This window comes from Pantoea sp. y20, from assembly GCF_054903455.1.
Map to the genome: position 1 here is coordinate 721,458 of NZ_CM142816.1, position 21,523 is coordinate 742,980.

General features: G+C 54.6%; 18 protein-coding genes and 1 other annotated feature. Of the genes, 15 read left to right on the forward strand and 3 right to left on the reverse strand.

Features of this window, described 5'->3' with window-relative positions; translation table 11 throughout:
- Positions 1 to 199 precede the first annotated feature (199 nt).
- The 5 genes from ACYAC5_RS03260 (at position 200) to thrC (ending at position 5,931) form a co-directional block, all read left to right on the forward strand.
- Positions 200 to 904 (forward strand): tRNA/rRNA methyltransferase, encoded by a 705-nt coding sequence (locus tag ACYAC5_RS03260; RefSeq protein WP_101762160.1) that lies wholly within the window; start codon positions 200 to 202, stop codon positions 902 to 904.
- 189 nt (positions 905 to 1,093) lie between these two features.
- A complete protein-coding gene (gene thrL / locus ACYAC5_RS03265) occupies positions 1,094 to 1,165 on the forward strand; it encodes a thr operon leader peptide (RefSeq protein WP_071531027.1) in 72 nt (23 codons plus the stop codon).
- Positions 1,101 to 1,223 (forward strand) — a sequence feature (Thr leader region). (Overlaps the previous gene by 65 nt.)
- Before the next feature lie 26 nt (positions 1,224 to 1,249).
- Positions 1,250 to 3,712, forward strand: coding sequence for a bifunctional aspartate kinase/homoserine dehydrogenase I (gene thrA / locus ACYAC5_RS03270; RefSeq protein ID WP_110867500.1), 2,463 nt, complete (start codon positions 1,250 to 1,252; stop codon positions 3,710 to 3,712).
- A 2-nt stretch (positions 3,713 to 3,714) separates the two neighbouring features.
- Complete coding sequence (thrB, locus tag ACYAC5_RS03275) at positions 3,715 to 4,644, forward strand: homoserine kinase (protein WP_462062945.1); 930 nt, start codon at positions 3,715 to 3,717, stop codon at positions 4,642 to 4,644.
- A gap of 3 nt (positions 4,645 to 4,647) precedes the next feature.
- Complete coding sequence (gene thrC, locus ACYAC5_RS03280) at positions 4,648 to 5,931, forward strand: threonine synthase (RefSeq protein WP_008108676.1); 1,284 nt, start codon at positions 4,648 to 4,650, stop codon at positions 5,929 to 5,931.
- Positions 5,932 to 6,135: 204 nt separating this feature from the next.
- On the opposite strand, the gene yaaA is transcribed toward thrC, so the two are convergent.
- Positions 6,136 to 6,912: a peroxide stress protein YaaA gene (gene yaaA, locus ACYAC5_RS03285; protein WP_222234420.1), complete on the reverse strand. Its 777-nt coding sequence runs from the start codon at positions 6,910 to 6,912 to the stop codon at positions 6,136 to 6,138.
- Positions 6,913 to 7,124: 212 nt separating this feature from the next.
- On the opposite strand from yaaA, the gene tal reads away from it, so the two are divergent.
- The 3 genes from tal (at position 7,125) to ACYAC5_RS03300 (ending at position 10,207) form a co-directional block, all read left to right on the forward strand.
- The gene (gene tal / locus ACYAC5_RS03290; protein ID WP_137385129.1) at positions 7,125 to 8,078 is read left to right on the forward strand and encodes a transaldolase; all 954 of its coding nucleotides are present in this window, start codon (positions 7,125 to 7,127) and stop codon (positions 8,076 to 8,078) included.
- A gap of 120 nt (positions 8,079 to 8,198) precedes the next feature.
- Positions 8,199 to 8,786 carry a molybdopterin adenylyltransferase gene (mog, locus tag ACYAC5_RS03295; protein ID WP_101762156.1) on the forward strand — a complete coding sequence of 196 codons (588 nt, stop codon included), beginning with the start codon at positions 8,199 to 8,201 and terminating at the stop codon, positions 8,784 to 8,786.
- Between the two features lie 110 nt (positions 8,787 to 8,896).
- Positions 8,897 to 10,207, forward strand: coding sequence for an MFS transporter (locus ACYAC5_RS03300; RefSeq protein WP_192235756.1), 1,311 nt, complete (start codon positions 8,897 to 8,899; stop codon positions 10,205 to 10,207).
- Positions 10,208 to 10,245: 38 nt separating this feature from the next.
- Here ACYAC5_RS03300 and satP read toward each other — a convergent pair whose 3' ends face one another.
- Positions 10,246 to 10,806 carry an acetate uptake transporter gene (gene satP / locus ACYAC5_RS03305; RefSeq protein WP_101762154.1) on the reverse strand — a complete coding sequence of 187 codons (561 nt, stop codon included), beginning with the start codon at positions 10,804 to 10,806 and terminating at the stop codon, positions 10,246 to 10,248.
- 300 nt (positions 10,807 to 11,106) lie between these two features.
- Between satP and dnaK the strand changes: the two genes are divergently transcribed.
- From dnaK to nhaR, 4 genes are all read left to right on the forward strand, one after another.
- Positions 11,107 to 13,011 carry a molecular chaperone DnaK gene (dnaK, locus tag ACYAC5_RS03310; RefSeq protein WP_101762153.1) on the forward strand — a complete coding sequence of 635 codons (1,905 nt, stop codon included), beginning with the start codon at positions 11,107 to 11,109 and terminating at the stop codon, positions 13,009 to 13,011.
- Positions 13,012 to 13,115: 104 nt separating this feature from the next.
- Positions 13,116 to 14,249 carry a molecular chaperone DnaJ gene (dnaJ, locus tag ACYAC5_RS03315; RefSeq protein WP_462062401.1) on the forward strand — a complete coding sequence of 378 codons (1,134 nt, stop codon included), beginning with the start codon at positions 13,116 to 13,118 and terminating at the stop codon, positions 14,247 to 14,249.
- Positions 14,250 to 14,480: 231 nt separating this feature from the next.
- Positions 14,481 to 15,659, forward strand: a complete 1,179-nt coding sequence (gene nhaA, locus ACYAC5_RS03320; protein ID WP_210080887.1) for a Na+/H+ antiporter NhaA — start codon at positions 14,481 to 14,483, stop codon at positions 15,657 to 15,659.
- Between the two features lie 34 nt (positions 15,660 to 15,693).
- Positions 15,694 to 16,596 carry a transcriptional activator NhaR gene (gene nhaR / locus ACYAC5_RS03325; protein WP_101762150.1) on the forward strand — a complete coding sequence of 301 codons (903 nt, stop codon included), beginning with the start codon at positions 15,694 to 15,696 and terminating at the stop codon, positions 16,594 to 16,596.
- A gap of 53 nt (positions 16,597 to 16,649) precedes the next feature.
- Here nhaR and rpsT read toward each other — a convergent pair whose 3' ends face one another.
- A complete protein-coding gene (gene rpsT, locus ACYAC5_RS03330; protein WP_036619798.1) occupies positions 16,650 to 16,913 on the reverse strand; it encodes a 30S ribosomal protein S20 in 264 nt (87 codons plus the stop codon).
- A gap of 318 nt (positions 16,914 to 17,231) precedes the next feature.
- Between rpsT and ribF the strand changes: the two genes are divergently transcribed.
- The 3 genes from ribF to lspA are packed head-to-tail and all read left to right on the forward strand — an operon-like array spanning position 17,232 to position 21,523.
- Positions 17,232 to 18,170, forward strand: coding sequence for a bifunctional riboflavin kinase/FAD synthetase (gene ribF, locus ACYAC5_RS03335; protein ID WP_101762149.1), 939 nt, complete (start codon positions 17,232 to 17,234; stop codon positions 18,168 to 18,170).
- 27 nt (positions 18,171 to 18,197) lie between these two features.
- A complete protein-coding gene (gene ileS / locus ACYAC5_RS03340; protein ID WP_192412412.1) occupies positions 18,198 to 21,017 on the forward strand; it encodes an isoleucine--tRNA ligase in 2,820 nt (939 codons plus the stop codon).
- Positions 21,017 to 21,523 carry a signal peptidase II gene (lspA, locus tag ACYAC5_RS03345; RefSeq protein WP_101762147.1) on the forward strand — a complete coding sequence of 169 codons (507 nt, stop codon included), beginning with the start codon at positions 21,017 to 21,019 and terminating at the stop codon, positions 21,521 to 21,523. The genes ileS and lspA overlap by 1 nt, the downstream gene beginning before the upstream one ends.

The following is a 21,523-nucleotide window of genomic DNA, read 5'->3' on the forward strand; positions in this document are numbered from 1 at the left end:
ATATTTCAATGATATGAAAGAAAAGGGTTTTATATTCAATAGGTCCGATAATTTTGCTTATGCCCGCTAATTTCCACTACAGCTGGATTTATCCCTCTTTTAACATCGTTAACATCTTATTTTTCCACTAGCCGCAGTTGGTATTTTCTCTGCTGCATGCCAACATAATGCGAGTTGTTAACAGTTCGATGGAAAAATCATGCATTTCCCCTTAATCCTTGTCTCTCCCGCTCGTCCGGAAAATATCGGTGCGGCTGCTCGCGCTATGAAAACCATGGGATTTAGCGAGCTGCGCATTGTCGCCAGCGATGCCTGGCAAGATCCCGCAGCACGTCGAGTGGCGCACGGCGCCGGTGAGATCCTCGATAACGTCAAAACCTACGCCACGCTGAGCGAGGCGCTCAAGGATGTCGATTTTTCCGTAGCGACCACCGCACGTAGCCGCGCGAAATTCCGCTATTACGCTACGCCCAGCCAGGTTGAAAACATCCTGCAGGAGAAGCGCCAATGGCTGAGCCGCATCGCGTTGGTGTTTGGCCGTGAAGACAGCGGCTTAACCAATGAAGAGCTGGAGCAGGTCGATCTGTTAACCGGCATTCCGATGGCCAATGATTATCCGTCGCTGAATCTCGGTCAGGCAGTGATGGTGTATTGCTATCAGCTGTCGGCGCTCAATCAGATTGCGGCTGAGACCGCAGAAGTGGCGAATGAGCAGCAGTTGCAGGCATTGCGCCAGCGCTTTCATCAGTTGCTGGTCAAGCTGGATGTGAGTGATGACGTCAAAATGGCGGACTGGATCGATCAGCGCATCGGCCTGCTGGAACAGCGTGACAGCGCCATGCTGCATCGTTTGTTACACGACGTAGAAAAAAAACTTATAGATAATTGCTCGGATAAATCCTGAGATGCTAGTGACTGATGCGGCAATCCGCCGCATCTCCTGAACGATCGCGATAATTTTTGCCTCAGCAAGCGCAGCACTGCGCAACGCCAGGGACGGCGCGGCTAAGACAAATTCGTTGACTTAACGTGCGCTTTGCTTTACTTCTGGAAGGCAGACGGACAAGACAAAGACAGACAGAAAAAAATCTAAATGCGTAAACTCAGCCTGAACACCACAATTATTATTACCACCACCATTACCACAGGTAACGGTGCGGGCTGACGCATACAGGAAAAACAAAGAAAAAAGCCCGCACCTAAACAGTGCGGGCTTTTTTTTCGGCAAAAATTCAGGAGAGCTTCAAATATGCGAGTGCTGAAATTCGGCGGAACCTCAGTAGCCAATGCGGAACGTTTTCTCCGTGTGGCGGATATTCTGGAAAGCAATGCACAACAGGGACAGGTTGCGACCGTACTCTCTGCACCAGCAAAAATTACCAATCATCTGGTGGCGATGATTGAGAAAACCATCAGCGGCCTGGACACGTTGCCGAATATCAGCGATGCCGAACGTATTTTTGCCGATCTGTTGCAAGGCTTGCGTGATGCGCAGCCGGGCTTTGATTATGACGGACTGAAAACCCGCGTTGAACTGGAATTTGCACAGCTGAAACAAGTGCTGCACGGCATCAGCCTGCTGGGCCAATGCCCGGACGCTGTGAATGCCGCCATCATCTGCCGTGGCGAAAAGCTGTCGATTGCTATTATGGAAGCGCTGCTGCAGGCGCGCGGCCACAAAGTTACCGTTATCGATCCGGTGGAGAAGTTGCTGGCGATTGGTCATTACCTTGAATCCACCGTTGATATCGCCGAATCCACGCGTCGCATCGCCGCCAGCCAGATCCCAGCCGATCACTTTATCCTGATGGCCGGTTTCACCGCCGGGAACGAGAAAGGTGAACTGGTGGTGCTGGGCCGCAACGGTTCTGACTACTCCGCCGCCGTGTTGGCTGCGTGTTTGCGCGCTGATTGCTGTGAAATCTGGACCGATGTTGACGGCGTTTATACCTGCGACCCGCGCCAGGTACCTGATGCGCGCTTACTAAAATCGATGTCGTATCAGGAAGCAATGGAGCTCTCCTACTTCGGCGCCAAAGTCTTGCATCCGCGTACCATCGCGCCCATCGCCCAGTTCCAGATTCCTTGCCTGATCAAAAACACCGCTAACCCGCAAGCGCCGGGCACCTTAATTGGTGGCGAAGGCGAGCTGGATGAGAATCCGGTGAAAGGCATTACTAACCTGAATAACATGGCGATGTTCAACGTGTCAGGTCCGGGCATGAAAGGCATGGTCGGCATGGCGGCGCGCGTTTTCGCCGCAATGTCACGCACCGGCATCTCCGTGGTGCTGATCACCCAATCCTCTTCGGAATACAGCATCAGCTTCTGCGTACCGCAAAGCGAGCAGGCGCGTGCGCGTCGCGTGCTGGAGGAGGAGTTCTATCTGGAGTTGAAAGATGGCTTACTCGATCCGCTGGACGTGCTGGAACAGCTGGCGGTGATCTCGGTGGTCGGTGATGGCATGCGCACGCTGCGCGGCATCTCGGCTAAATTCTTCTCGGCGCTGGCGCGAGCCAACATCAATATCGTGGCGATTGCGCAGGGCTCGTCTGAGCGTTCCATCTCGGTGGTAGTGAGCAACGATGAAGTCACCACCGGCGTGCGTGTGGTGCATCAGATGCTGTTCGCTACCGATCAGGTCATTGAAGTGTTCGTGGTCGGCGTTGGCGGTGTGGGCGCAGCGTTGCTGGATCAGCTGCATCGCCAGCAGACCTGGCTGAAACAGAAGCATATCGATCTGCGCGTGTGCGGCATCGCTAACTCGCGGGCGCTGTTGACCAACGTACACGGTATCGATCTCAGCAACTGGAAGGCAGAACTGAACGAAGCCAAAGAGCCGTTCAATCTTGGTCGCTTGATGCGTTTGGTGAAAGAGTATCATCTGCTAAACCCGGTGATCGTCGATTGTACCTCCAGCCAGGCGGTTGCCGATCAATATGCCGATTTCCTCGCCGAAGGTTTCCATGTCGTCACGCCGAACAAAAAGGCCAACACGTCGTCGTGGAATTATTACCAGCAGATGCGTGCAGCGGCAGCAAAATCGCGCCGAAAGTTCCTGTACGACACCAACGTCGGTGCCGGTCTGCCGGTGATCGAAAACCTGCAAAACCTGATGAATGCCGGGGATGAACTGATCAAGTTCTCCGGTATTCTCTCTGGCTCGCTCTCCTTTATCTTCGGCAAGCTTGATGAGGGTGTTTCGCTGTCGGAAGCGACCAAAATGGCGCGTGAGATGGGCTTTACCGAGCCGGATCCACGTGACGATCTTTCTGGCACCGATGTGGCGCGTAAGCTGCTGATTCTGGCGCGTGAAGCGGGGCATCAGCTGGAGCTTAGCGATATCGATATCGAACCGCTGCTGCCCGCCAGCCTGACGGAGATCGCCGACGTTGAGCAGTTTATGCAACGTCTGCCGGAGCTGGATAACGCCTTTGCCGCGCGCGTTGCCAAAGCGCGTGACGAAGGTAAAGTATTACGCTTCGTCGGCGCGATAGAAGAGGGTGGCGTCTGCAAAGTGAAGATTGACGCGGTGGACGGCAACGATCCGCTGTACAAAGTGAAGAACGGTGAGAATGCGCTGGCATTCTACAGCCGCTACTATCAGCCAATCCCGCTGGTTCTGCGTGGATATGGTGCAGGGAATGATGTCACAGCAGCGGGCGTATTTGCTGACCTGCTGCGTACGCTGTCGTGGAAGTTGGGAGTTTGATGATGGTAAAAATTTATGCACCGGCCTCGATAGGTAACGTCAGCGTCGGCTTTGATGTGCTTGGCGCGGCGGTTTCGCCGGTGGATGGCACCTTGCTGGGGGACTGTGTTTCCGTGGAAGCCGCCGACAGCTTTAGCCTGGTGAACTCCGGGCGTTTTGTCAGCAAACTGCCGACCAATCCGCAGGAGAACATCGTTTATCAGTGCTGGGAGCGTTTTTGCCAGGCGATTGGCAAGCAAGTTCCGGTGGCGATGACGCTGGAAAAGAATATGCCGATTGGTTCCGGACTCGGCTCAAGTGCTTGTTCGGTGGTTGCCGGTTTGATGGCGATGAACGAATTCTGCGGCAAACCGCTCAACGACACCGAACTGCTGGCGCTGATGGGCGAGCTGGAAGGGCGTATTTCCGGCAGCGTACACTTTGATAACGTTGCGCCGTGCTTCCTTGGCGGCGTGCAGCTGATGATTGAAGAGAACGGCATCATCAGTCAGGACGTGCCGTGCTTTGACGAATGGCTGTGGGTGATGGCGTATCCGGGGATTAAAGTCTCCACCGCCGAAGCGCGTGCCATTCTGCCGGCACAGTACCGCAAAGAGGATGCCATTAAGCATGGCCGCCTGCTGGCAGGCTTTATTCACGCTTGTCATACGCGTCAGCCTGGGCTGGCGGCTAAACTTATGCAGGATGTTATCGCCGAGCCGTATCGCACCAAACTGCTGCCGGGCTTCGCCGATGCGCGTAAAGCAGCGCAGGATGTTGGCGCGCAGGCGTGCGGCATTTCGGGTTCCGGCCCGACACTTTTCGCCGTTTGCAACGAGATGGCAACGGCACAGCGGATGGCGGACTGGCTGAGCCAGCACTATCTGCAGAATGAAGAAGGTTTCGTCCACATCTGCCGTCTTGATACGGCTGGCGCACGTAAATTGGGATAACGCATGAAACTCTACAACCTTAAGGATCACAACGAGCAGGTTAGTTTTGCTCAGGCCGTTAAACAGGGCCTCGGCTCGCAGCAAGGGCTGTTTTTCCCGCTCGAACTGCCGGAATTCGAACTGACCGATATCGATGCCATGCTGGAGATGGATTTCGTCAGCCGCAGCAGCAAAATTCTCTCTGCCTACATTGGCGATGAAATTGCGGCGCATCAGCTGGCCGAGCGCGTGAAAAACGCCTTTGCTTTCCCGGCGCCTGTGGCGAAGGTCAGCGATGATGTGGCTTGCCTCGAGCTGTTCCACGGTCCAACGCTGGCGTTCAAAGACTTCGGCGGCCGCTTTATGGCGCAGATGCTTTCCTATGTGAGCGGTGCGGATGAGCAGATCACCATTCTGACCGCCACTTCCGGCGATACCGGCGCCGCCGTGGCGCATGCCTTCTACGGCATGGAAAACGTGCGCGTGGTGATTCTCTATCCGCAGGGCAAAATCAGCCCGCTGCAGGAGAAACTGTTCTGTACGCTGGGCGGCAACATCGAAACCATCGCGGTTGAAGGCGATTTCGATGCGTGTCAGGCGTTGGTGAAGCAGGCGTTTGATGATGAAGAGCTGAAAAAGGCGATTGGCCTGAACTCGGCGAACTCTATCAACATTAGCCGTCTGCTGGCGCAGATTTGCTACTACTTCGAAGCGGTGGCGCAGCTGCCACAAGAGAAGCGCAATCAGCTGGTGGTGTCGGTACCGAGCGGTAACTTCGGTGACTTAACGGCTGGCCTGCTGGCGAAATCTTTGGGTCTGCCGATTAAGCGCTTTATCGCTGCGACCAATGCGAACGATACCGTGCCACGCTTCCTCGGCAATGGCGCATGGCAGCCAAACGCCACGGTAGCAACGCTGTCGAACGCCATGGATGTCAGCCAGCCGAACAACTGGCCGCGCGTGGAAGAGCTGTTCCGCCGCAAAACCTGGCGTTTGACCGATCTGGCGTACGGCGCGGTAACCGATGAAACTACCAAATCCACCATGCGCGAGCTGGCAGAGATTGGCTATATCTCTGAACCGCATGCGGCGATTGCTTACCGTTTGCTGCGCGACAACCTGCAGGAGGGCGAATATGGCCTGTTCCTCGGGACTGCGCATCCGGCGAAGTTCAAAGAGAGCGTGGATGAGATTCTGGGTCAGGATCTGCCGCTGCCAAAAGAGCTGGCCGAGCGCGCCGATTTGCCACTGCTGTCGCACAACCTGAAAGGCGATTTCGCGGAGCTGCGGGCGTTTTTGCTGAAGTAAGTGCTGACTGGGGTCAGTGCTCGCTGTCCCCCATCCCGGCCTTCCCCCGCTAGCGGGGGAAGGAGACGCTGCCACACGCAGCCTCCAAACTCACATATTGCAGCATCTTCCTCCCCCATTTATGGGGGAGGACCGAGGAGGGGGGCAGCGAGCACGAACCAAGGAGGGGGGCAGCGAGCACAATCCAGGGCAGCGCTTGCTGAACTATTTCTGTTCGCGGCGCTTAAACACCAGCTCGTTATCTTTACTTTCTGCCGTGTCAAAGAAATATCCATCCACATCGAACTTCTTCAGCTGCGCAGGGTTGGTCAGGCGGTTCTGAATCACATAGCGGCTCATCAAACCGCGCGCTTTCTTGGCGTAAAAGCTGATGACTTTAAATTTGCCATTCTTCTCATCGAGGAACACCGGCTTGATCAACTCGGCGTTGAGTTTCTTCGGCTTGATGGCTTTGAAATACTCATCGGATGCCAGATTGATCAGCACGTCATCGCCTTGCTCAGCAATCGCCTCGTTTAACTTCTCAGTCAGCAAATCGCCCCAGAAGCCGTAAAGATCTTTCCCGGCCGGATTCGCCAGCTTGATGCCCATCTCCAGGCGATAAGGCTGCATCAAATCGAGTGGGCGCAGCAGGCCGTAAAGACCCGACAACATGCGCAGGTGCTGCTGGGCAAAGTCAAAATCGTCGTCGCTAAAAGTTTCGGCCTGCAAACCGGTATACACATCGCCTTTGAACGCCAGGATCGCCTGACGCGCATTCTCCAGCGAGAAGGGCGGCTGCCATTGGTTAAAACGATCGGCATTCAGGTGCGCCAGCTTGTCACTAATGCCCATCAGTGAGCTGATTTGCGCCGGTGAAAGATCGCGCGCAACGTCAATTAATTGGTGTGATTTTTCTAACAGCGCCGGTTGGGTAAAACGTTGTGTCGCCAGCGGGCTTTCATAGTCCAGTGTCTTCGCTGGTGAGATAACCATCAGCATCGTGTACGTCCTCTTTGACCCGCAGGTTTATCAGGGAATTGAAGGGAAAATGTCGCAAGGAGTGTAGCAAAAAAGCGGCATGGATCGGCAAATCGCTCCCATTTGTTAGCGCTATCGTAAAGGGCACTTCGTGGTGTTGCGCCGTCACTTGTGCGTGATATTATCGCAACAGCCTTTTACACCCTGACAGTCAACCTAAGAGAAAGAGAACCATGACGGACAAACTTACTTCCTTGCGTCAGCTGACTACTGTGGTCGCCGACACCGGTGATATCGCGGCGATGAAACTTTACCAGCCGCAGGACGCGACCACGAACCCTTCTTTGATTCTCAACGCCGCTCAAATCCCTGAATACCGCAAACTGATTGACGAAGCCATTACCTGGGCACGTCAGCAGAGCAGCAACAAAGAAGATCAGCTGGCGCTGGTTTCTGACAAGCTGGCCGTCAACATTGGTCTGGAAATTCTCAAACTGATCCCTGGTCGCATCTCGACTGAAGTCGATGCGCGCCTCTCTTACGACACTGAAGCGAGCATCGCTAAAGCGCGTAGCCTGATCAAACTGTACAACGATGCGGGCATCAGCAATGACCGTATCCTGATCAAACTGGCGTCAACCTGGCAGGGCATTCGTGCTGCTGAGCAGCTGGAAAAAGAAGGTATCAACTGTAACCTGACGCTGCTGTTCTCCTTCGCGCAGGCGCGTGCCTGTGCCGAAGCGGGCGTGTTCCTGATCTCCCCATTCGTTGGCCGTATCCTCGACTGGTACAAGCAGAACACCGATAAGAAAGAGTATGCAGCCCACGAAGATCCAGGCGTGGTGTCTGTGGCTGAAATCTACAGCTACTACAAGCAGCACGGTTATGAAACCGTGGTAATGGGCGCAAGCTTCCGTAACGTTGGTGAAATCATTGAGCTGGCTGGCTGCGACCGTCTGACCATCTCTCCGGGCCTGCTGAAAGAGCTGGCTGAGAGCGAAGGCACCGTTGAGCGTAAACTGAGCTACACCGGCGAAGTGAAAGCGCGTCCAGCGAAGATGACCGAAGCTGAGTTCTTCTGGCAGCACAACCAGGATCCAATGGCCGTTACCAAACTGGCTGAAGGTATCCGCAACTTTGCCATCGATCAGGGCAAACTTGAGAAGATGATCGCCGAGCTGCTGTAAGGTGATTGGCCGTGGCGGCAACCGCTGCCACGGTTTTACGTTTTTTCCCCCGCTTCTTGTATTATCCTTCTAACTACTCACGTCATTTGCTGCCATGCAGCTAACCACAGCGATAACTCTATGGATACTTTACGAATTGGATTAATTTCCGTTTCCGATCGTGCTGCTAACGGCATCTATCAGGATCAGGGCATTCCGGCGTTAGAGAGCTGGCTCACCGCCGCGCTGGCTACGCCGTTTGAAATTGAAACGCGTCTGGTACCGGATGAGCAGCCAATGATTGAGCAGGCGATTTGCGAGCTGGTCGATGAGCTGTTCTGCAATTTGGTCCTCACCACCGGCGGCACCGGACCGGCGCGGCGTGATGTGACGCCAGATGCCACATTGGCGGTTGCCGACCGTGAAATGCCGGGCTTCGGCGAGCAGATGCGCCAAATTAGCCTGCAATTTGTGCCGACCGCTATTTTGTCTCGCCAGGTTGGCGTGATCCGCAAGCAGTCGCTGATCCTCAATCTGCCGGGCCAGCCAAAATCCATTAAAGAAACGCTGGAAGGGCTGAAAGCGGAAGATGGAACGGTAAAGGTGCCGGGGATTTTTGCCGCTGTACCTTATTGTTTACAGCTACTGGAAGGGCCGTATGTGGAAACTCATGCCGATGTGGTAGCAGCTTTTCGCCCAAAAAGCGCCCGTCGTGAGACAAATGACTAAAAATCGGCATTTTCAGGCATAAAATCCAGCGGCACTGGTGTGGCAAAATATTGACGGTATAGTAATTCAATCTTTACATAAGTTGTTTTGCCTCTGGATACCGCTGGATTATGGATACGCACGCAACGCGCCGACTCAACGGGCAGGATTACAAAACCCTGTCGCTGGCCGCCCTTGGTGGGGCGCTGGAATTCTACGACTTCATTATCTTCGTCTTCTTTGCCGCCGTGATTGGCGAACTATTCTTCCCGCCTGACATTCCTGAATGGTTGCGTCAGGTGCAGACTTTCGCCATCTTTGCTGCGGGTTATCTGGCGCGTCCGTTAGGCGGCATTATCATGGCGCACTTTGGTGACAAAGTGGGGCGTAAGAAGATGTTCAGCCTCAGTATTCTGCTGATGGCGCTGCCGACGTTGGCGATGGGCGCATTGCCCACTTATGCCAGCATTGGCATCGCTGCGCCGTTATTGATGCTGCTAATGCGCGTGCTGCAAGGCGCGGCTATCGGCGGTGAAGTGCCTGGCGCGTGGGTGTTTGTCGCCGAACATGTGCCTGAAAAACGCATTGGTTTTGCCTGCGGCACGCTGACCGCAGGCTTAACCGCAGGGATTCTGCTCGGTTCGCTGGTGGCAACGGTGCTGAACACCACGCTGTCACCGGCTGCGATGCGCGATCATGGCTGGCGCATTCCTTTCTTCCTCGGCGGTGTGTTTGGCTTGCTGGCGATGTATCTGCGTCGCTGGCTGCATGAAACCCCGGTGTTCCAGCAGATGCAGCAGCGTAAAGCGCTGGCAGAAAAAATGCCGCTGCAAACCATTTTTGCCAGCCATAAGCGCGGCATCGTAATTTCGATGCTGCTCACCTGGCTTCTGTCGGCCTGCATTGTGGTGGTGATTTTGATGGCGCCGACGCTGATGCAAAAACAGCATGGCATTCCCGCCGCGCTCAGTCTGCAGGCCAACAGCTTCGCCACCATTATGCTGCTGCTGGGTTGTGTTATCGCCGGATGGCTGGTGGATCGCTTCGGCGCGGCGCGTTCGCTGATGGTCGGTTCAATACTGCTGGCGATCGGCAGCTGGAACTTCTTCCATCAGTTAAGTAGCACGCCGGAAATGCTGTTTGTTTGGTACGGTTTAGCGGGCCTGAGCGTGGGGGTCGTCGGTGTAGTGCCGTTGGTGATGGTGCGCGCATTCCCGGCGGCGGTGCGCTTTACCGGCATCTCATTCTCGTACAATGTTGCTTACGCGATTTTCGGTGGTCTGACGCCGATTAGCGTAACGCTGATGATGAGCCTGACGCCAATGGCGCCTGCCTGGTATGTGCTGGCGCTGGCGATAATTGGCTTTATGGTGGGAATCTGGCTGTGGCGCGATAGCCGTCAGCAGTATGCGCAGTTAGATATGTCGCTGCACTCGTCATAATGCAAAAAGCGGAGCCAAACAGCTCCGCTATTCATTTGTCACTCGCCAATCGGCAATACCGTACGACCAAACTTCTCGTTCAGCACTTCGCCCATCGCCAGATAGAACGCACTCGAACCGCAAATAATGCCAATCCAGCCGGCAACGCGCAGCAACCCCGCGTTGTCGGTCAGGTGGCCGATAGCCAGCAGCGCAAACAGCAGCGTCAGGCTGGCGAAGATGAACTGCAGCATTTTCGGTGACTTCAGCGTGCCGAAAAACAGGAATGCAGTGAACACGCCCCACAGCGCGAGATACGCGCCAAGGAAGTGGCCGTCGGCCGCCTCTGCCAGCCCCAGTTTTGGCAGCAGTAGAATCGCCACCAACGTTAACCAGAAGCTGCCGTAAGAGGTAAAGGCGGTCAGCCCGAAGGTGTTGCCTTTCTTATACTCCAGCAGCCCGGCAAAAATTTGTGCGATGCCGCCGTAGAAAATCCCCATCGCCAGGATGATCACATCCATCGCAAACAGGCCGGTGTTGTGTAAGTTGAGCAGGATGGTGGTCATACCGAATCCCATCAGGCCCAACGGGGCGGGATTCGCCAGCGTGGTATTGCTCATAATTCCTCAGAAGCAGCGTTGAAGATGTTGTTCGTGTTTTACACCCGCGCAAACCGCTGGGGGCGCGAGGCGCTGCATAATAAGCGGCCTCTTTTTGGCCAACTTTGATCTGAATCGACGAGAGAGTGAAATTTTTTTTAGTTTTAACCCTTGATGCGCATCGAACCGGCCCCATTTACTTGTCATCGAGCGTTGTGAGGCAGCAAAAAAAGCCTGCTTCAGCAGTTGAAAGTGGTCAGTTTGACCGCATCTCTGTTTCACAACCCAAATTGGCAAAGAATTTAAGTAGGAGACGTTTAGATGGGCAAGATTATTGGTATTGACTTGGGTACAACCAACTCATGTGTTGCAGTTATGGATGGTGGTAAAGCACGCGTACTGGAAAACGCCGAAGGCGATCGCACCACGCCGTCGATCATTGCGTATGCACAGGATGGCGAAACTCTGGTGGGTCAACCGGCTAAACGTCAGTCTGTGACCAACCCGCAGAACACCCTGTTTGCGATCAAGCGCCTGATTGGCCGTCGCTTCCAGGACGAAGAAGTACAGCGTGATATTAAAATTATGCCGTACAAAATCATCGGCGCAGATAACGGCGACGCATGGCTGGACGTAAAAGGCCAGAAAATGGCACCGCCGCAGATTTCTGCTGAAGTGCTGAAAAAGATGAAGAAAACCGCGGAAGATTTCCTCGGTGAAGCCGTCACTGAAGCGGTTATTACTGTTCCAGCTTACTTCAACGATGCGCAGCGTCAGGCGACCAAAGACGCCGGCCGTATCGCGGGTCTGGAAGTAAAACGTATCATCAACGAACCAACCGCAGCTGCACTGGCTTACGGCCTGGATAAAGGTCAGGGCAACCGCACCATCGCGGTATACGACCTGGGCGGCGGTACTTTCGATATCTCAATCATTGAGATCGATGACGTTGATGGCGAGAAAACCTTTGAAGTTCTGGCAACCAACGGTGATACCCACCTTGGTGGTGAAGACTTCGATAGCCGTCTGATTAACTATCTGGTGGCTGAATTTAAGAAAGATCAGGGCATCGATCTGCACAACGATCCGCTGGCCATGCAGCGTCTGAAAGAAGCGGCAGAGAAAGCCAAGATCGAGCTGTCTTCAGCACAGCAGACCGACGTTAACCTGCCGTACATCACGGCGGATGCGACCGGTCCTAAGCACCTGAACATCAAAGTAACACGTGCGAAACTGGAATCACTGGTTGAAGACTTGGTTTCTCGCTCTATCGAGCCGTTGAAAGTGGCTCTGCAAGATGCAGGTCTGTCTGTTTCAGACATCAACGACGTGATCCTGGTGGGCGGTCAAACGCGTATGCCAATGGTTCAGGCCAAAGTGACTGAGTTCTTTGGTAAAGAGCCACGTAAAGATGTGAACCCGGATGAAGCGGTAGCCGTGGGTGCTGCGGTTCAGGGCGGCGTGTTGGCGGGTGAAGTGAAAGACGTTCTGCTGCTGGACGTGACTCCGCTGTCGCTGGGTATCGAAACCATGGGCGGCGTGATGACTTCGCTGATTAGCAAGAACACCACCATCCCAACCAAGCACAGCCAGGTGTTCTCTACCGCTGAAGATAACCAGTCTGCCGTGACGATTCACGTGCTGCAGGGTGAGCGTAAGCGTTCAGGTGATAACAAATCCCTGGGCCAGTTCAACCTCGACGGTATCCAGGCTGCACCGCGCGGTATGCCGCAGATCGAAGTCACCTTCGATATCGATGCGGATGGTATCCTGCACGTGTCTGCGAAAGACAAAAACAGCGGTAAAGAGCAGAAGATCACCATCAAGGCTTCTTCTGGTCTGAATGAAGAAGAGATCGAAAAAATGGTGCGTGACGCGGAAGCGAACGCCGAGTCTGACCGCAAGTTCGAAGAGCTGGTTCAGACCCGTAACCAGGGCGATCAGATTTCGCACAGCACCCGTAAGCAGCTGGACGAAGCGGGCGACAAACTGTCTGCTGACGACAAAGCGCCAATCGAAGCTGCGTTGACCGAGCTGAACACCGCGCTGAAAGGCGAAGACAAAGCAGAAATCGAAGCCAAAATGCAGGCATTGATGGAAGTGTCCAGCAAACTGATGGAGCTGGCACAGCAGCAGGGTCAGGCAGCTGATGCAGGCGATGCTTCTGCACAGAAAGAAGACGACGTTGTCGACGCTGAGTTCGAAGAAGTTAAAGACAAAAAATAATTGCCCCTGACCGGGCGCGACGGCTGGCCTGACAGCCGTTGAAACCAGCACGGGCGTAGGAGATCTCTCCACGCCCGTGCGATCATGTTAAGGGCAGAACAAATATGGCTAAGAGTGATTTATACGAGATCTTAGGCGTCTCTAAATCCGCAGATGAGCGTGAAATCAAAAAGGCTTATAAGCGCCTGGCGATGAAATACCATCCGGACCGTAATCCGGACAATAAAGAAGCCGAAGCGAAGTTTAAAGAAATTAAGGAAGCCTACGAAATTCTGACCGACGCACAGAAGCGTGCGGCCTACGACCAATATGGTCACGCAGCCTTTGAACAAGGCGGCATGGGCGGCGGTGGTGGCTTCGGCGGCGGCGGTGCCGACTTCAGCGATATCTTTGGCGACGTATTTGGCGATATTTTTGGTGGTGGCCGCCGTCAGCGTGCCGCACGTGGCGCCGATTTACGCTACAACATGGAGCTAACGCTGGAAGAAGCGGTACGCGGCGTGACCAAAGAGATCCGCATTCCAACACTGGAAGAGTGCGATGTCTGCCACGGCAGCGGCGCGAAACCGGGGACCAAACCGCAGACCTGCCATACCTGTCATGGCGCAGGCCAGGTGCAGATGCGTCAGGGCTTCTTCACCGTGCAGCAGGCGTGTCCGACCTGTCACGGTCGCGGTTCAGTGATCAAAGATCCTTGCAATGCTTGTCATGGTCACGGTCGCGTTGAGCGCAGTAAAACCCTGTCGGTGAAAATTCCAGCAGGCGTGGATACCGGCGATCGCATTCGTCTGACCGGCGAAGGTGAAGCGGGCGAACAGGGCGCACCAGCGGGCGATCTGTACGTTCAGGTTTCGGTGAAAAAGCACCCGATCTTCGAGCGTGAAGATAACAACCTATATTGCGAAGTGCCGATTAACTTTGCGATGGCAGCATTAGGTGGCGAGATTGAAGTGCCGACGCTTGATGGACGTGTGAACCTGAAAGTGCCTTCTGAAACGCAAACTGGCAAGCTGTTCCGCATGCGCGGTAAAGGCGTGAAATCGGTGCGTGGTGGTGCGGTAGGCGATTTGCTGTGTCGTGTGGTGGTGGAAACGCCAGTTAGCCTCAATGACAAACAGAAAGCGTTACTGCGTGAACTGGAAGAGAGTTTTGGCGGCCCGAGCGGTGAGAAAAACAGCCCGCGCTCCAAAAGCTTCCTCGACGGCGTGAAGAAGTTTTTTGACGATTTAACACGTTAATCCCGTCTGGCATGCTTAATAAAGCGGAGAGGAAACTCTCCGCTTTTTTTATGTTTTCCCGCCAACGCGTCGCTCCTGATATAAGCTCAATCTGCCTGGCGTGAGATAAAAGCAGAAACCGTTTCGTAATGCATCGGTATTATCGAGTCGTTAACGAGACATAAGCTGCTTTTAACGAGGTGTTTGAGTCGCTACACTTCTCAGCCTAAATGTCTCTACTCAGGAGGAGTTGTGAACAAACCCCGTTCTCTTCGAAGCTTACTGAAAAGCTTTATTGCCAGCGATGCCAGCAACGGCATGGTGCTGATTCTGGCGGCCGTCGCGGCAATGATTTTGGCTAACAGCGCGGAAACCGCTCAAGCTTATCAATCGTTTCTCGCCGAACCGGTGCAGATTCGCTTCGGTGCATTAGACATCAGCAAAAACCTGCTGCTGTGGATCAACGATGCCATGATGGCGCTGTTTTTCCTGTTAATTGGTTTGGAAGTGAAACGTGAACTGATCACCGGTGAACTCGCCAGCCGCGATCGCGCCATTTTCCCGGTGATTGCGGCAATTGGCGGCATGGTTATGCCGGGACTGATTTTCCTGCTGCTCAATCATGGCGATCCTATTGCACGTAACGGCTGGGCAATTCCTACTGCTACTGATATCGCCTTTGCTTTGGGCGTGCTGGCACTGTTGGGCAGCCGCGTGCCAACCGCGCTGAAAGTGTTCCTGATGGCGCTGGCGATTATTGATGATCTCGGCGCTATCGTGATTATCGCGCTGTTCTATACCAGCGATCTCTCCGTGCTGTCGCTGAGCGTGGCGGCAGGTGCGATTGTGCTGCTGGCGATTCTCAATCGTTGTGGCGTGCGTAACATTGCCATCTATATGTTGGTCGGCATTGTGCTGTGGACGGCGGTGCTCAAATCGGGTGTGCACGCAACGTTAGCGGGCGTGATTGTTGGCTTCTTCGTGCCGCTGGAAGAGAAGAACGGCCACTCTCCAGCCGAGCACCTGGCGCATGGTTTAATGCCGTGGGTAAACTGGCTGATTCTGCCGCTGTTCGCTTTTGCCAACGCCGGCATTTCGCTGAGCGGCATTACCTTTATGGATACGCTGTCGCCAGAGCCGCTGGGCATCATTCTCGGCTTGCTGATTGGTAAACCGTTGGGTATCACGCTGTTCTGCTGGCTGGCGGTGAAGTGGCGGCTGGCGGTGTTGCCGGCGGGCACCACGATACGCGATATCATGGCGATTGGTGTGCTGTGCGGTATCGGCTTCACCATGTCGATCTTTATCAGTTCGCTGGCGTTTGATGCCGCCCATGAGCAACTGGTGACCTTCTCCAAGCTGGGGATTCTCAGTGGCTCGCTGCTCTCAGCGGTGATTGGTTACACGCTGCTGCGCATCAAATTGCGTTAAAAGAGGAAGGGGGCGAAAGCCTCCTTTTTTGCCGATGAATCAGCTCAACTTTAATCATCTCTACTATTTCTGGCAGGTGTGTAAAACCGGTTCGGTAGTGCGCGCGGCGGATGTGCTGTGCCTGGCGCCACAGACGGTTACTGGCCAGATTAAATCGCTGGAAGAGCAACTCGGCGGCGTGCTGTTTCGTCGTCAGGGGCGCGGTTTAGTGCCGACGGAGCTTGGTCAGCTGGTGTTCCGCTATGCCGACCGCATGTTCATGCTGAGCCAGGAGATGCTCGATATCGTTAACTACCGCAAAGAGTCGCATCTGCTGTTTGATGTTGGCGTAGCGGATGCCTTGTCTAAGCAACTGGTGAGCAAGGTGCTGCAGGCTGCGGTGGTGGCTGAAGAGGGAATCCATCTGCGCTGCTTTGAATCAACGCACGAGATGCTGCTGGAACAGTTAAGCCAGCACAAGCTGGATATGATTCTTTCCGATTGCCCAATTGATTCGACTCAGCAGGAAGGGCTGTTTTCGGTCAAGCTGGGCGAGTGTCCGATCAGCTTCTGGTGCAACACACCGTTACCGACGCTGCCGTTTCCTGCCAGCCTGGAAGAGCGGCGTTTGCTGATTCCGGGGCGTCGCTCGATGCTGGGTCGTAAACTGCTGAACTGGATTCACAGCCAGGGATTGCAAGTGGAGATTCTGGGCGAGTTTGATGATGCGGCATTAATGAAAGCTTTTGGTGCGCTTAACAACGCGATATTTGTGGCTCCGACGCTGTATGGCGACGAGATTTACCGGGATGACGCCATCAAAGAGATTGGGCGGTTGGATGCGGTGATGGAGGAGTATCACGTGATCTTTGCCGAACGGATGATTCAGCATCCGGCGGTACAGCGGATCTGCCATCGCGACTTTAGTGCGCTGTTTACCCCTGAATTGCAGGCATAAAAAAACCGGCTAAACGCCGGTTCTTTTTTACAAAGCGATTAACAGACGGGCGATTAAGCCAGTTTGTTGATCTGAGCAGTCAGGTTTGCTTTATGACGTGCAGCTTTGTTTTTGTGGATCAGACCTTTAGCAGCCTGACGGTCCACGAGTGGTTGCATTTCGTTGAATGCGTTCTGCGCAGCAGCTTTGTCGCCTGTTGCGATAGCCGCGTATACTTTCTTGATGAAAGTACGCATCATTGAACGGTTGCTTGCGTTATGCTTGCGACGTTTCTCAGATGTTACGGCGCGTTTCTTAGCTGATTTGATATTAGCCAAGGTCCAACTCCCAAATGTGATCTATATGGACAAATCAAAGGCCGAGGACTATGCCTTTTGCGCCTTCTTATGTCAATGGATTTGTGCAAATAAGCGTCGTTTTAAAAACAACACTCGATTACGTAATTGATGGCGCAGGATTCTACCAGCAACGCGGCGTTGAATACAGTATTTCGCAGCAAAAATCTTCAGATCCTTGCTAAGCAATTGCCCACGCGTGGAATAAGCCGCGCCAGAAGCAGGAAAGGCACGTATACGGGTTAACCTAAACGCCATTCAAGGGTATAATCCGCCGATTTCCACCGGTTTGAGTCAGCCATGAAGTTTATCCGCGGTATTTATAATCTGAAAGAGCAGCATCGCGGCTGCGTCCTGACCATTGGCAATTTCGACGGCGTACATCGCGGCCACCAGGCTTTGATGGCGCAGCTGATTGCCGAAGGACGAAAACGCAATCTGCCGGTGGTGGTGATGGTATTTGAGCCACAACCGCTTGAGCTGTTTGCCGGCGACAAAGCCCCGGCGCGCCTTACGCGTTTGCGTGAAAAGCTGAAGTACCTCGAACAAGCGGGCGTTGATGCCGTACTCTGCGTACGTTTTGATCGTCGCTTCGCTGCGCATTCGGCGCAGAGTTTTATTTCCGAATTGCTGGTAGACAAGCTCAACGTCAAGTTCCTGGCCGTAGGCGATGATTTCCGCTTCGGCGCTGGTCGCCAGGGGGATTTCCTGTTATTACAGAAAGCCGGTGCGGAGTATGGCTTTGAGGTTATCAGCACCCAGACCTATTGTGACAGCGGCAAGCGCATCAGCAGCACCGCCGTTCGTCAGGCGCTGGCGCAGGATGATTTTGCGCAAGCCGAAGCGCTGCTGGGCCATCCGTTCAGCATCTCAGGCCGCGTAGTGCACGGCGATGCACTCGGGCGCACCATCGGTTTCCCAACGGCTAATCTCCCTTTGCGTCGCACCGTTACGCCGGTTAAAGGCGTGTTTGCGGTGGCAGTGTTGGGCCTTGGCGATCAGCCGCTGCCCGGCGTGGCCAATATTGGTACGCGCCCAACGGTAAAAGGTTTACGTCAGCAGCTTGAAGTTCATCTGCTCGACACACATATGAATCTCTATGGGCGTCACATTGAAGTGGTGCTGAAACAGAAGATTCGCGATGAACAGCGTTTCGCTTCGCTGGACGCGCTGAAAGAACAAATTGCGAAAGATGTGGTGACAGCCCGCCAATTCTTTGGGCTAAAAACACCGGTTTAATGACCGAAATACGGAATCGAGAATCTGATGAGTGACTATAAATCTACCCTGAATTTGCCGGAAACGGGGTTCCCGATGCGTGGCGATCTGGCCAAGCGTGAACCGGGAATGCTGCAACGTTGGTATGATGACAACCTGTACGGCATCATCCGCGAAGCCAAAAAAGGGAAAAAAACCTTTATTTTGCACGATGGCCCTCCTTATGCGAACGGCAGCATTCATATTGGTCACTCAGTTAACAAGATTCTGAAAGACATTATCGTTAAGTCGAAAGGCATGGCGGGCTACGACTCGCCGTACGTTCCAGGTTGGGACTGCCACGGCTTGCCGATTGAGCACAAAGTTGAACAGATGATTGGTAAGCCGGGCGAAAAAGTGAGCGCGTCTGAATTCCGTGCCGCTTGCCGCCAATATGCGGCAGAGCAGGTTGAAGGCCAGAAAAATGACTTCATCCGCCTCGGCGTGCTCGGTGACTGGGATCGTCCTTATCTGACGATGAATTTCCAGACCGAAGCCAACATCATCCGTGCGCTGGGTAAAATCATCGGCAACGGCCATCTGCACAAAGGCGCTAAGCCGGTGCACTGGTGCATGGATTGCCGTTCGGCGCTGGCTGAAGCGGAAGTGGAGTATTACGACAAAACTTCGCCATCCATCGATGTGATGTTCAATGCCGTGGATGCCGATGCGGTGCGCGCGAAGTTTGGCGTCGCTGCTTCAGAAGGCCCGGTTTCACTGGTGATCTGGACCACCACGCCGTGGACCATGCCAGCCAACCGCGGTATCTCGCTGCATCCTGAATTTGAATACCAGCTGCTGCAGATCGACGGTCGCAGCCTGATTCTCGCCAAAGAGATGGTTGAGAGCGTGATGAAGCGCGCGGGCATCAGCGACTGGACCGTGCTGGGCGAATGCAACGGCGCGGCGCTGGAGCTGCAGCTGTTCCAGCATCCGTTCCTCGAGCAGATCCAATCGAAAGTGGTATTGGGTGAGCACGTGACGCTGGAAGCCGGTACCGGTGCGGTACATACCGCACCAGGCCATGGCCCGGATGACTATGTTATCGGTCAGAAATACGGTCTGGAAACCGCCAATCCGGTGGGGCCGGATGGCGCGTATCTGCCAGGCACCTACCCGACGCTGGATGGCGTAAACGTCTTTAAAGCCAACGACATGATCGTTGAGCTGCTGAAAGAGAAGGGCGCGCTGCTGCACGTTGAGAAACTGCTGCACAGCTACCCGCACTGCTGGCGTCATAAAACGCCAATCATCTTCCGTGCCACGCCACAATGGTTCATCAGCATGGATCAGAAAGGCCTGCGTGCGCAGTCGCTGAAAGAGATCAAAGGCGTGCAGTGGATCCCGGATTGGGGCCAGGCGCGTATCGAAGCGATGGTAGCGAACCGTCCGGACTGGTGTATCTCACGTCAGCGTACGTGGGGCGTGCCGATGGCGCTGTTCGTGCATAAAGAGAGCGAGCAGCTGCATCCGGATACGCTGGAGCTGATGGAGAAAGTCGCGAAACGGGTTGAGCAGGACGGCATTCAGGCGTGGTGGGATCTCGATCCGCGCGACCTGATGGGCGACGACGCTGACCATTACGTCAAAGTGCCAGACACCTTAGATGTCTGGTTCGACTCCGGATCAACCAGCTACGCGGTGGTGGATGCGCGTCCTGAATTCGGCGGCCATACGCCAGATATGTACCTGGAAGGTTCGGATCAGCATCGCGGCTGGTTCATGTCTTCTCTGATGATCTCCACGGCGATGAAAGGCAAAGCGCCTTATCGTCAGGTACTGACGCACGGTTTCACCGTGGATGGTCAGGGCCGCAAGATGTCGAAATCGATCGGCAACACCGTGGCGCCGCAGGATGTGATGGATAAGCTGGGTGCGGACATTCTGCGTCTGTGGGTCGCTTCTACCGATTATTCCGGTGAGATGGCGGTTTCCGACGAAATCCTGAAGCGTGCCGCAGACAGCTATCGTCGTATCCGTAACACCGCGCGTTTCCTGCTGGCAAACCTTGCTGGCTTTAACCCGGCGACCGATTGCGTCAAGCCGGAAGAGATGGTGGTGGTGGATCGCTGGGCGGTTGGCCGTGCGCTGGCAGCGCAGCAGGATATCGTGCACTCCTACGAAAACTACGATTTCCACGAAGTGGTGCAGCGTCTGATGCACTTCTGCTCAATCGAAATGGGCTCGTTCTATCTCGATGTGATCAAAGATCGTCAGTACACCGCGAAAGGCGACAGCCTGGCGCGTCGCAGCTGCCAAACCGCGCTGTGGCACATCGTTGAAGCGCTGGTGCGCTGGATGGCGCCAATCATGTCCTTCACCGCAGACGAAATCTGGGGCTACCTGCCGGGCGAGCGCGCGAAGTACGTGTTCACCGAAGAGTGGTATCAGGATCTGTTTGGTCTGGCAGATAACGAAACGCTGAACGATGCTTATTGGGATGATGTGCTGAAAGTCCGCGGTGAAGTGAACAAGGTGATTGAGCAAGCGCGTAGCGACAAACGCATCGGCGGTGCGCTGGAAGCGACGGTGACGCTGTATGCGGATGCCGAGCTGGCAGCCAAGCTGCAGGCGCTGGGCGATGAGCTGCGTTTCGTGCTGTTAACTTCAGGCGCGACCGTGGCGGATTACGCCACTGCCAGCGATGAAGCGCAGCAGAGCGAGCTGTTCAAAGGTCTGAAAATCGCGCTGCACAAAGCAGAAGGCGAGAAATGTCCGCGCTGCTGGCATTACACTACTGACGTTGGCCAGAACCCGGAGCATGCTGCGGTGTGTGGTCGTTGCTACACCAACGTCGCCGGCAATGGCGAACAGCGGAAATTTGCCTGATGAGTAAAGCGCTCTCTTCAACCGGTTTGCGCTGGCTTTGGCTGGTGCTGGTGGTGATTGCCATCGATTTTGGCAGCAAGATGTGGGTCATCAACAACATGATGCTGCATGAAACGCAGCCGCTGATGCCGTTCCTGAACCTGTTCTACGCACATAATTATGGCGCGGCGTTCAGCTTCCTGGCCGACAAAGGCGGCTGGCAGCGCTGGTTCTTCGCCGGCATCGCCATTGCTATCGTGGTGGCGCTGTTGGTGATGATGTATCGCAACGCTGCCAGCAACAAATTAACCAATATTGCCTACGCGCTGATTATCGGCGGGGCGTTGGGTAACCTGTTTGACCGTTCGTATCACGGTTTTGTGGTCGATTTTATCGACTTCTATGTCGGTGACTGGCACTTCGCGACCTTTAACATCGCCGACTGTGCCATCTGCATCGGCGCGGCGCTGGTGGTGCTGGAAGGTTTTCTCAGCCCGAACGGCAAACCGGCTAAACAGAAAGGGTAA

Bases quoted from the DNA above. Each gene is read 5' to 3' on its own strand.
- ACYAC5_RS03260 (WP_101762160.1), top strand. From the start codon at position 200: ATGCATTTCCCCTTAATCCTTGTCTCTCCCGCTCGTCCGGAAAATATC.
- thrA (WP_110867500.1), top strand. From the start codon at position 1,250: ATGCGAGTGCTGAAATTCGGCGGAACCTCAGTAGCCAATGCGGAACGT.
- thrB (WP_462062945.1), top strand. From the start codon at position 3,715: ATGGTAAAAATTTATGCACCGGCCTCGATAGGTAACGTCAGCGTCGGC.
- thrC (WP_008108676.1), top strand. From the start codon at position 4,648: ATGAAACTCTACAACCTTAAGGATCACAACGAGCAGGTTAGTTTTGCT.
- yaaA (WP_222234420.1), bottom strand. From the start codon at position 6,912: ATGCTGATGGTTATCTCACCAGCGAAGACACTGGACTATGAAAGCCCG.
- tal (WP_137385129.1), top strand. From the start codon at position 7,125: ATGACGGACAAACTTACTTCCTTGCGTCAGCTGACTACTGTGGTCGCC.
- mog (WP_101762156.1), top strand. From the start codon at position 8,199: ATGGATACTTTACGAATTGGATTAATTTCCGTTTCCGATCGTGCTGCT.
- ACYAC5_RS03300 (WP_192235756.1), top strand. From the start codon at position 8,897: ATGGATACGCACGCAACGCGCCGACTCAACGGGCAGGATTACAAAACC.
- satP (WP_101762154.1), bottom strand. From the start codon at position 10,806: ATGAGCAATACCACGCTGGCGAATCCCGCCCCGTTGGGCCTGATGGGA.
- dnaK (WP_101762153.1), top strand. From the start codon at position 11,107: ATGGGCAAGATTATTGGTATTGACTTGGGTACAACCAACTCATGTGTT.
- dnaJ (WP_462062401.1), top strand. From the start codon at position 13,116: ATGGCTAAGAGTGATTTATACGAGATCTTAGGCGTCTCTAAATCCGCA.
- nhaR (WP_101762150.1), top strand. From the start codon at position 15,694: ATGAATCAGCTCAACTTTAATCATCTCTACTATTTCTGGCAGGTGTGT.
- ribF (WP_101762149.1), top strand. From the start codon at position 17,232: ATGAAGTTTATCCGCGGTATTTATAATCTGAAAGAGCAGCATCGCGGC.
- ileS (WP_192412412.1), top strand. From the start codon at position 18,198: ATGAGTGACTATAAATCTACCCTGAATTTGCCGGAAACGGGGTTCCCG.
- lspA (WP_101762147.1), top strand. From the start codon at position 21,017: ATGAGTAAAGCGCTCTCTTCAACCGGTTTGCGCTGGCTTTGGCTGGTG.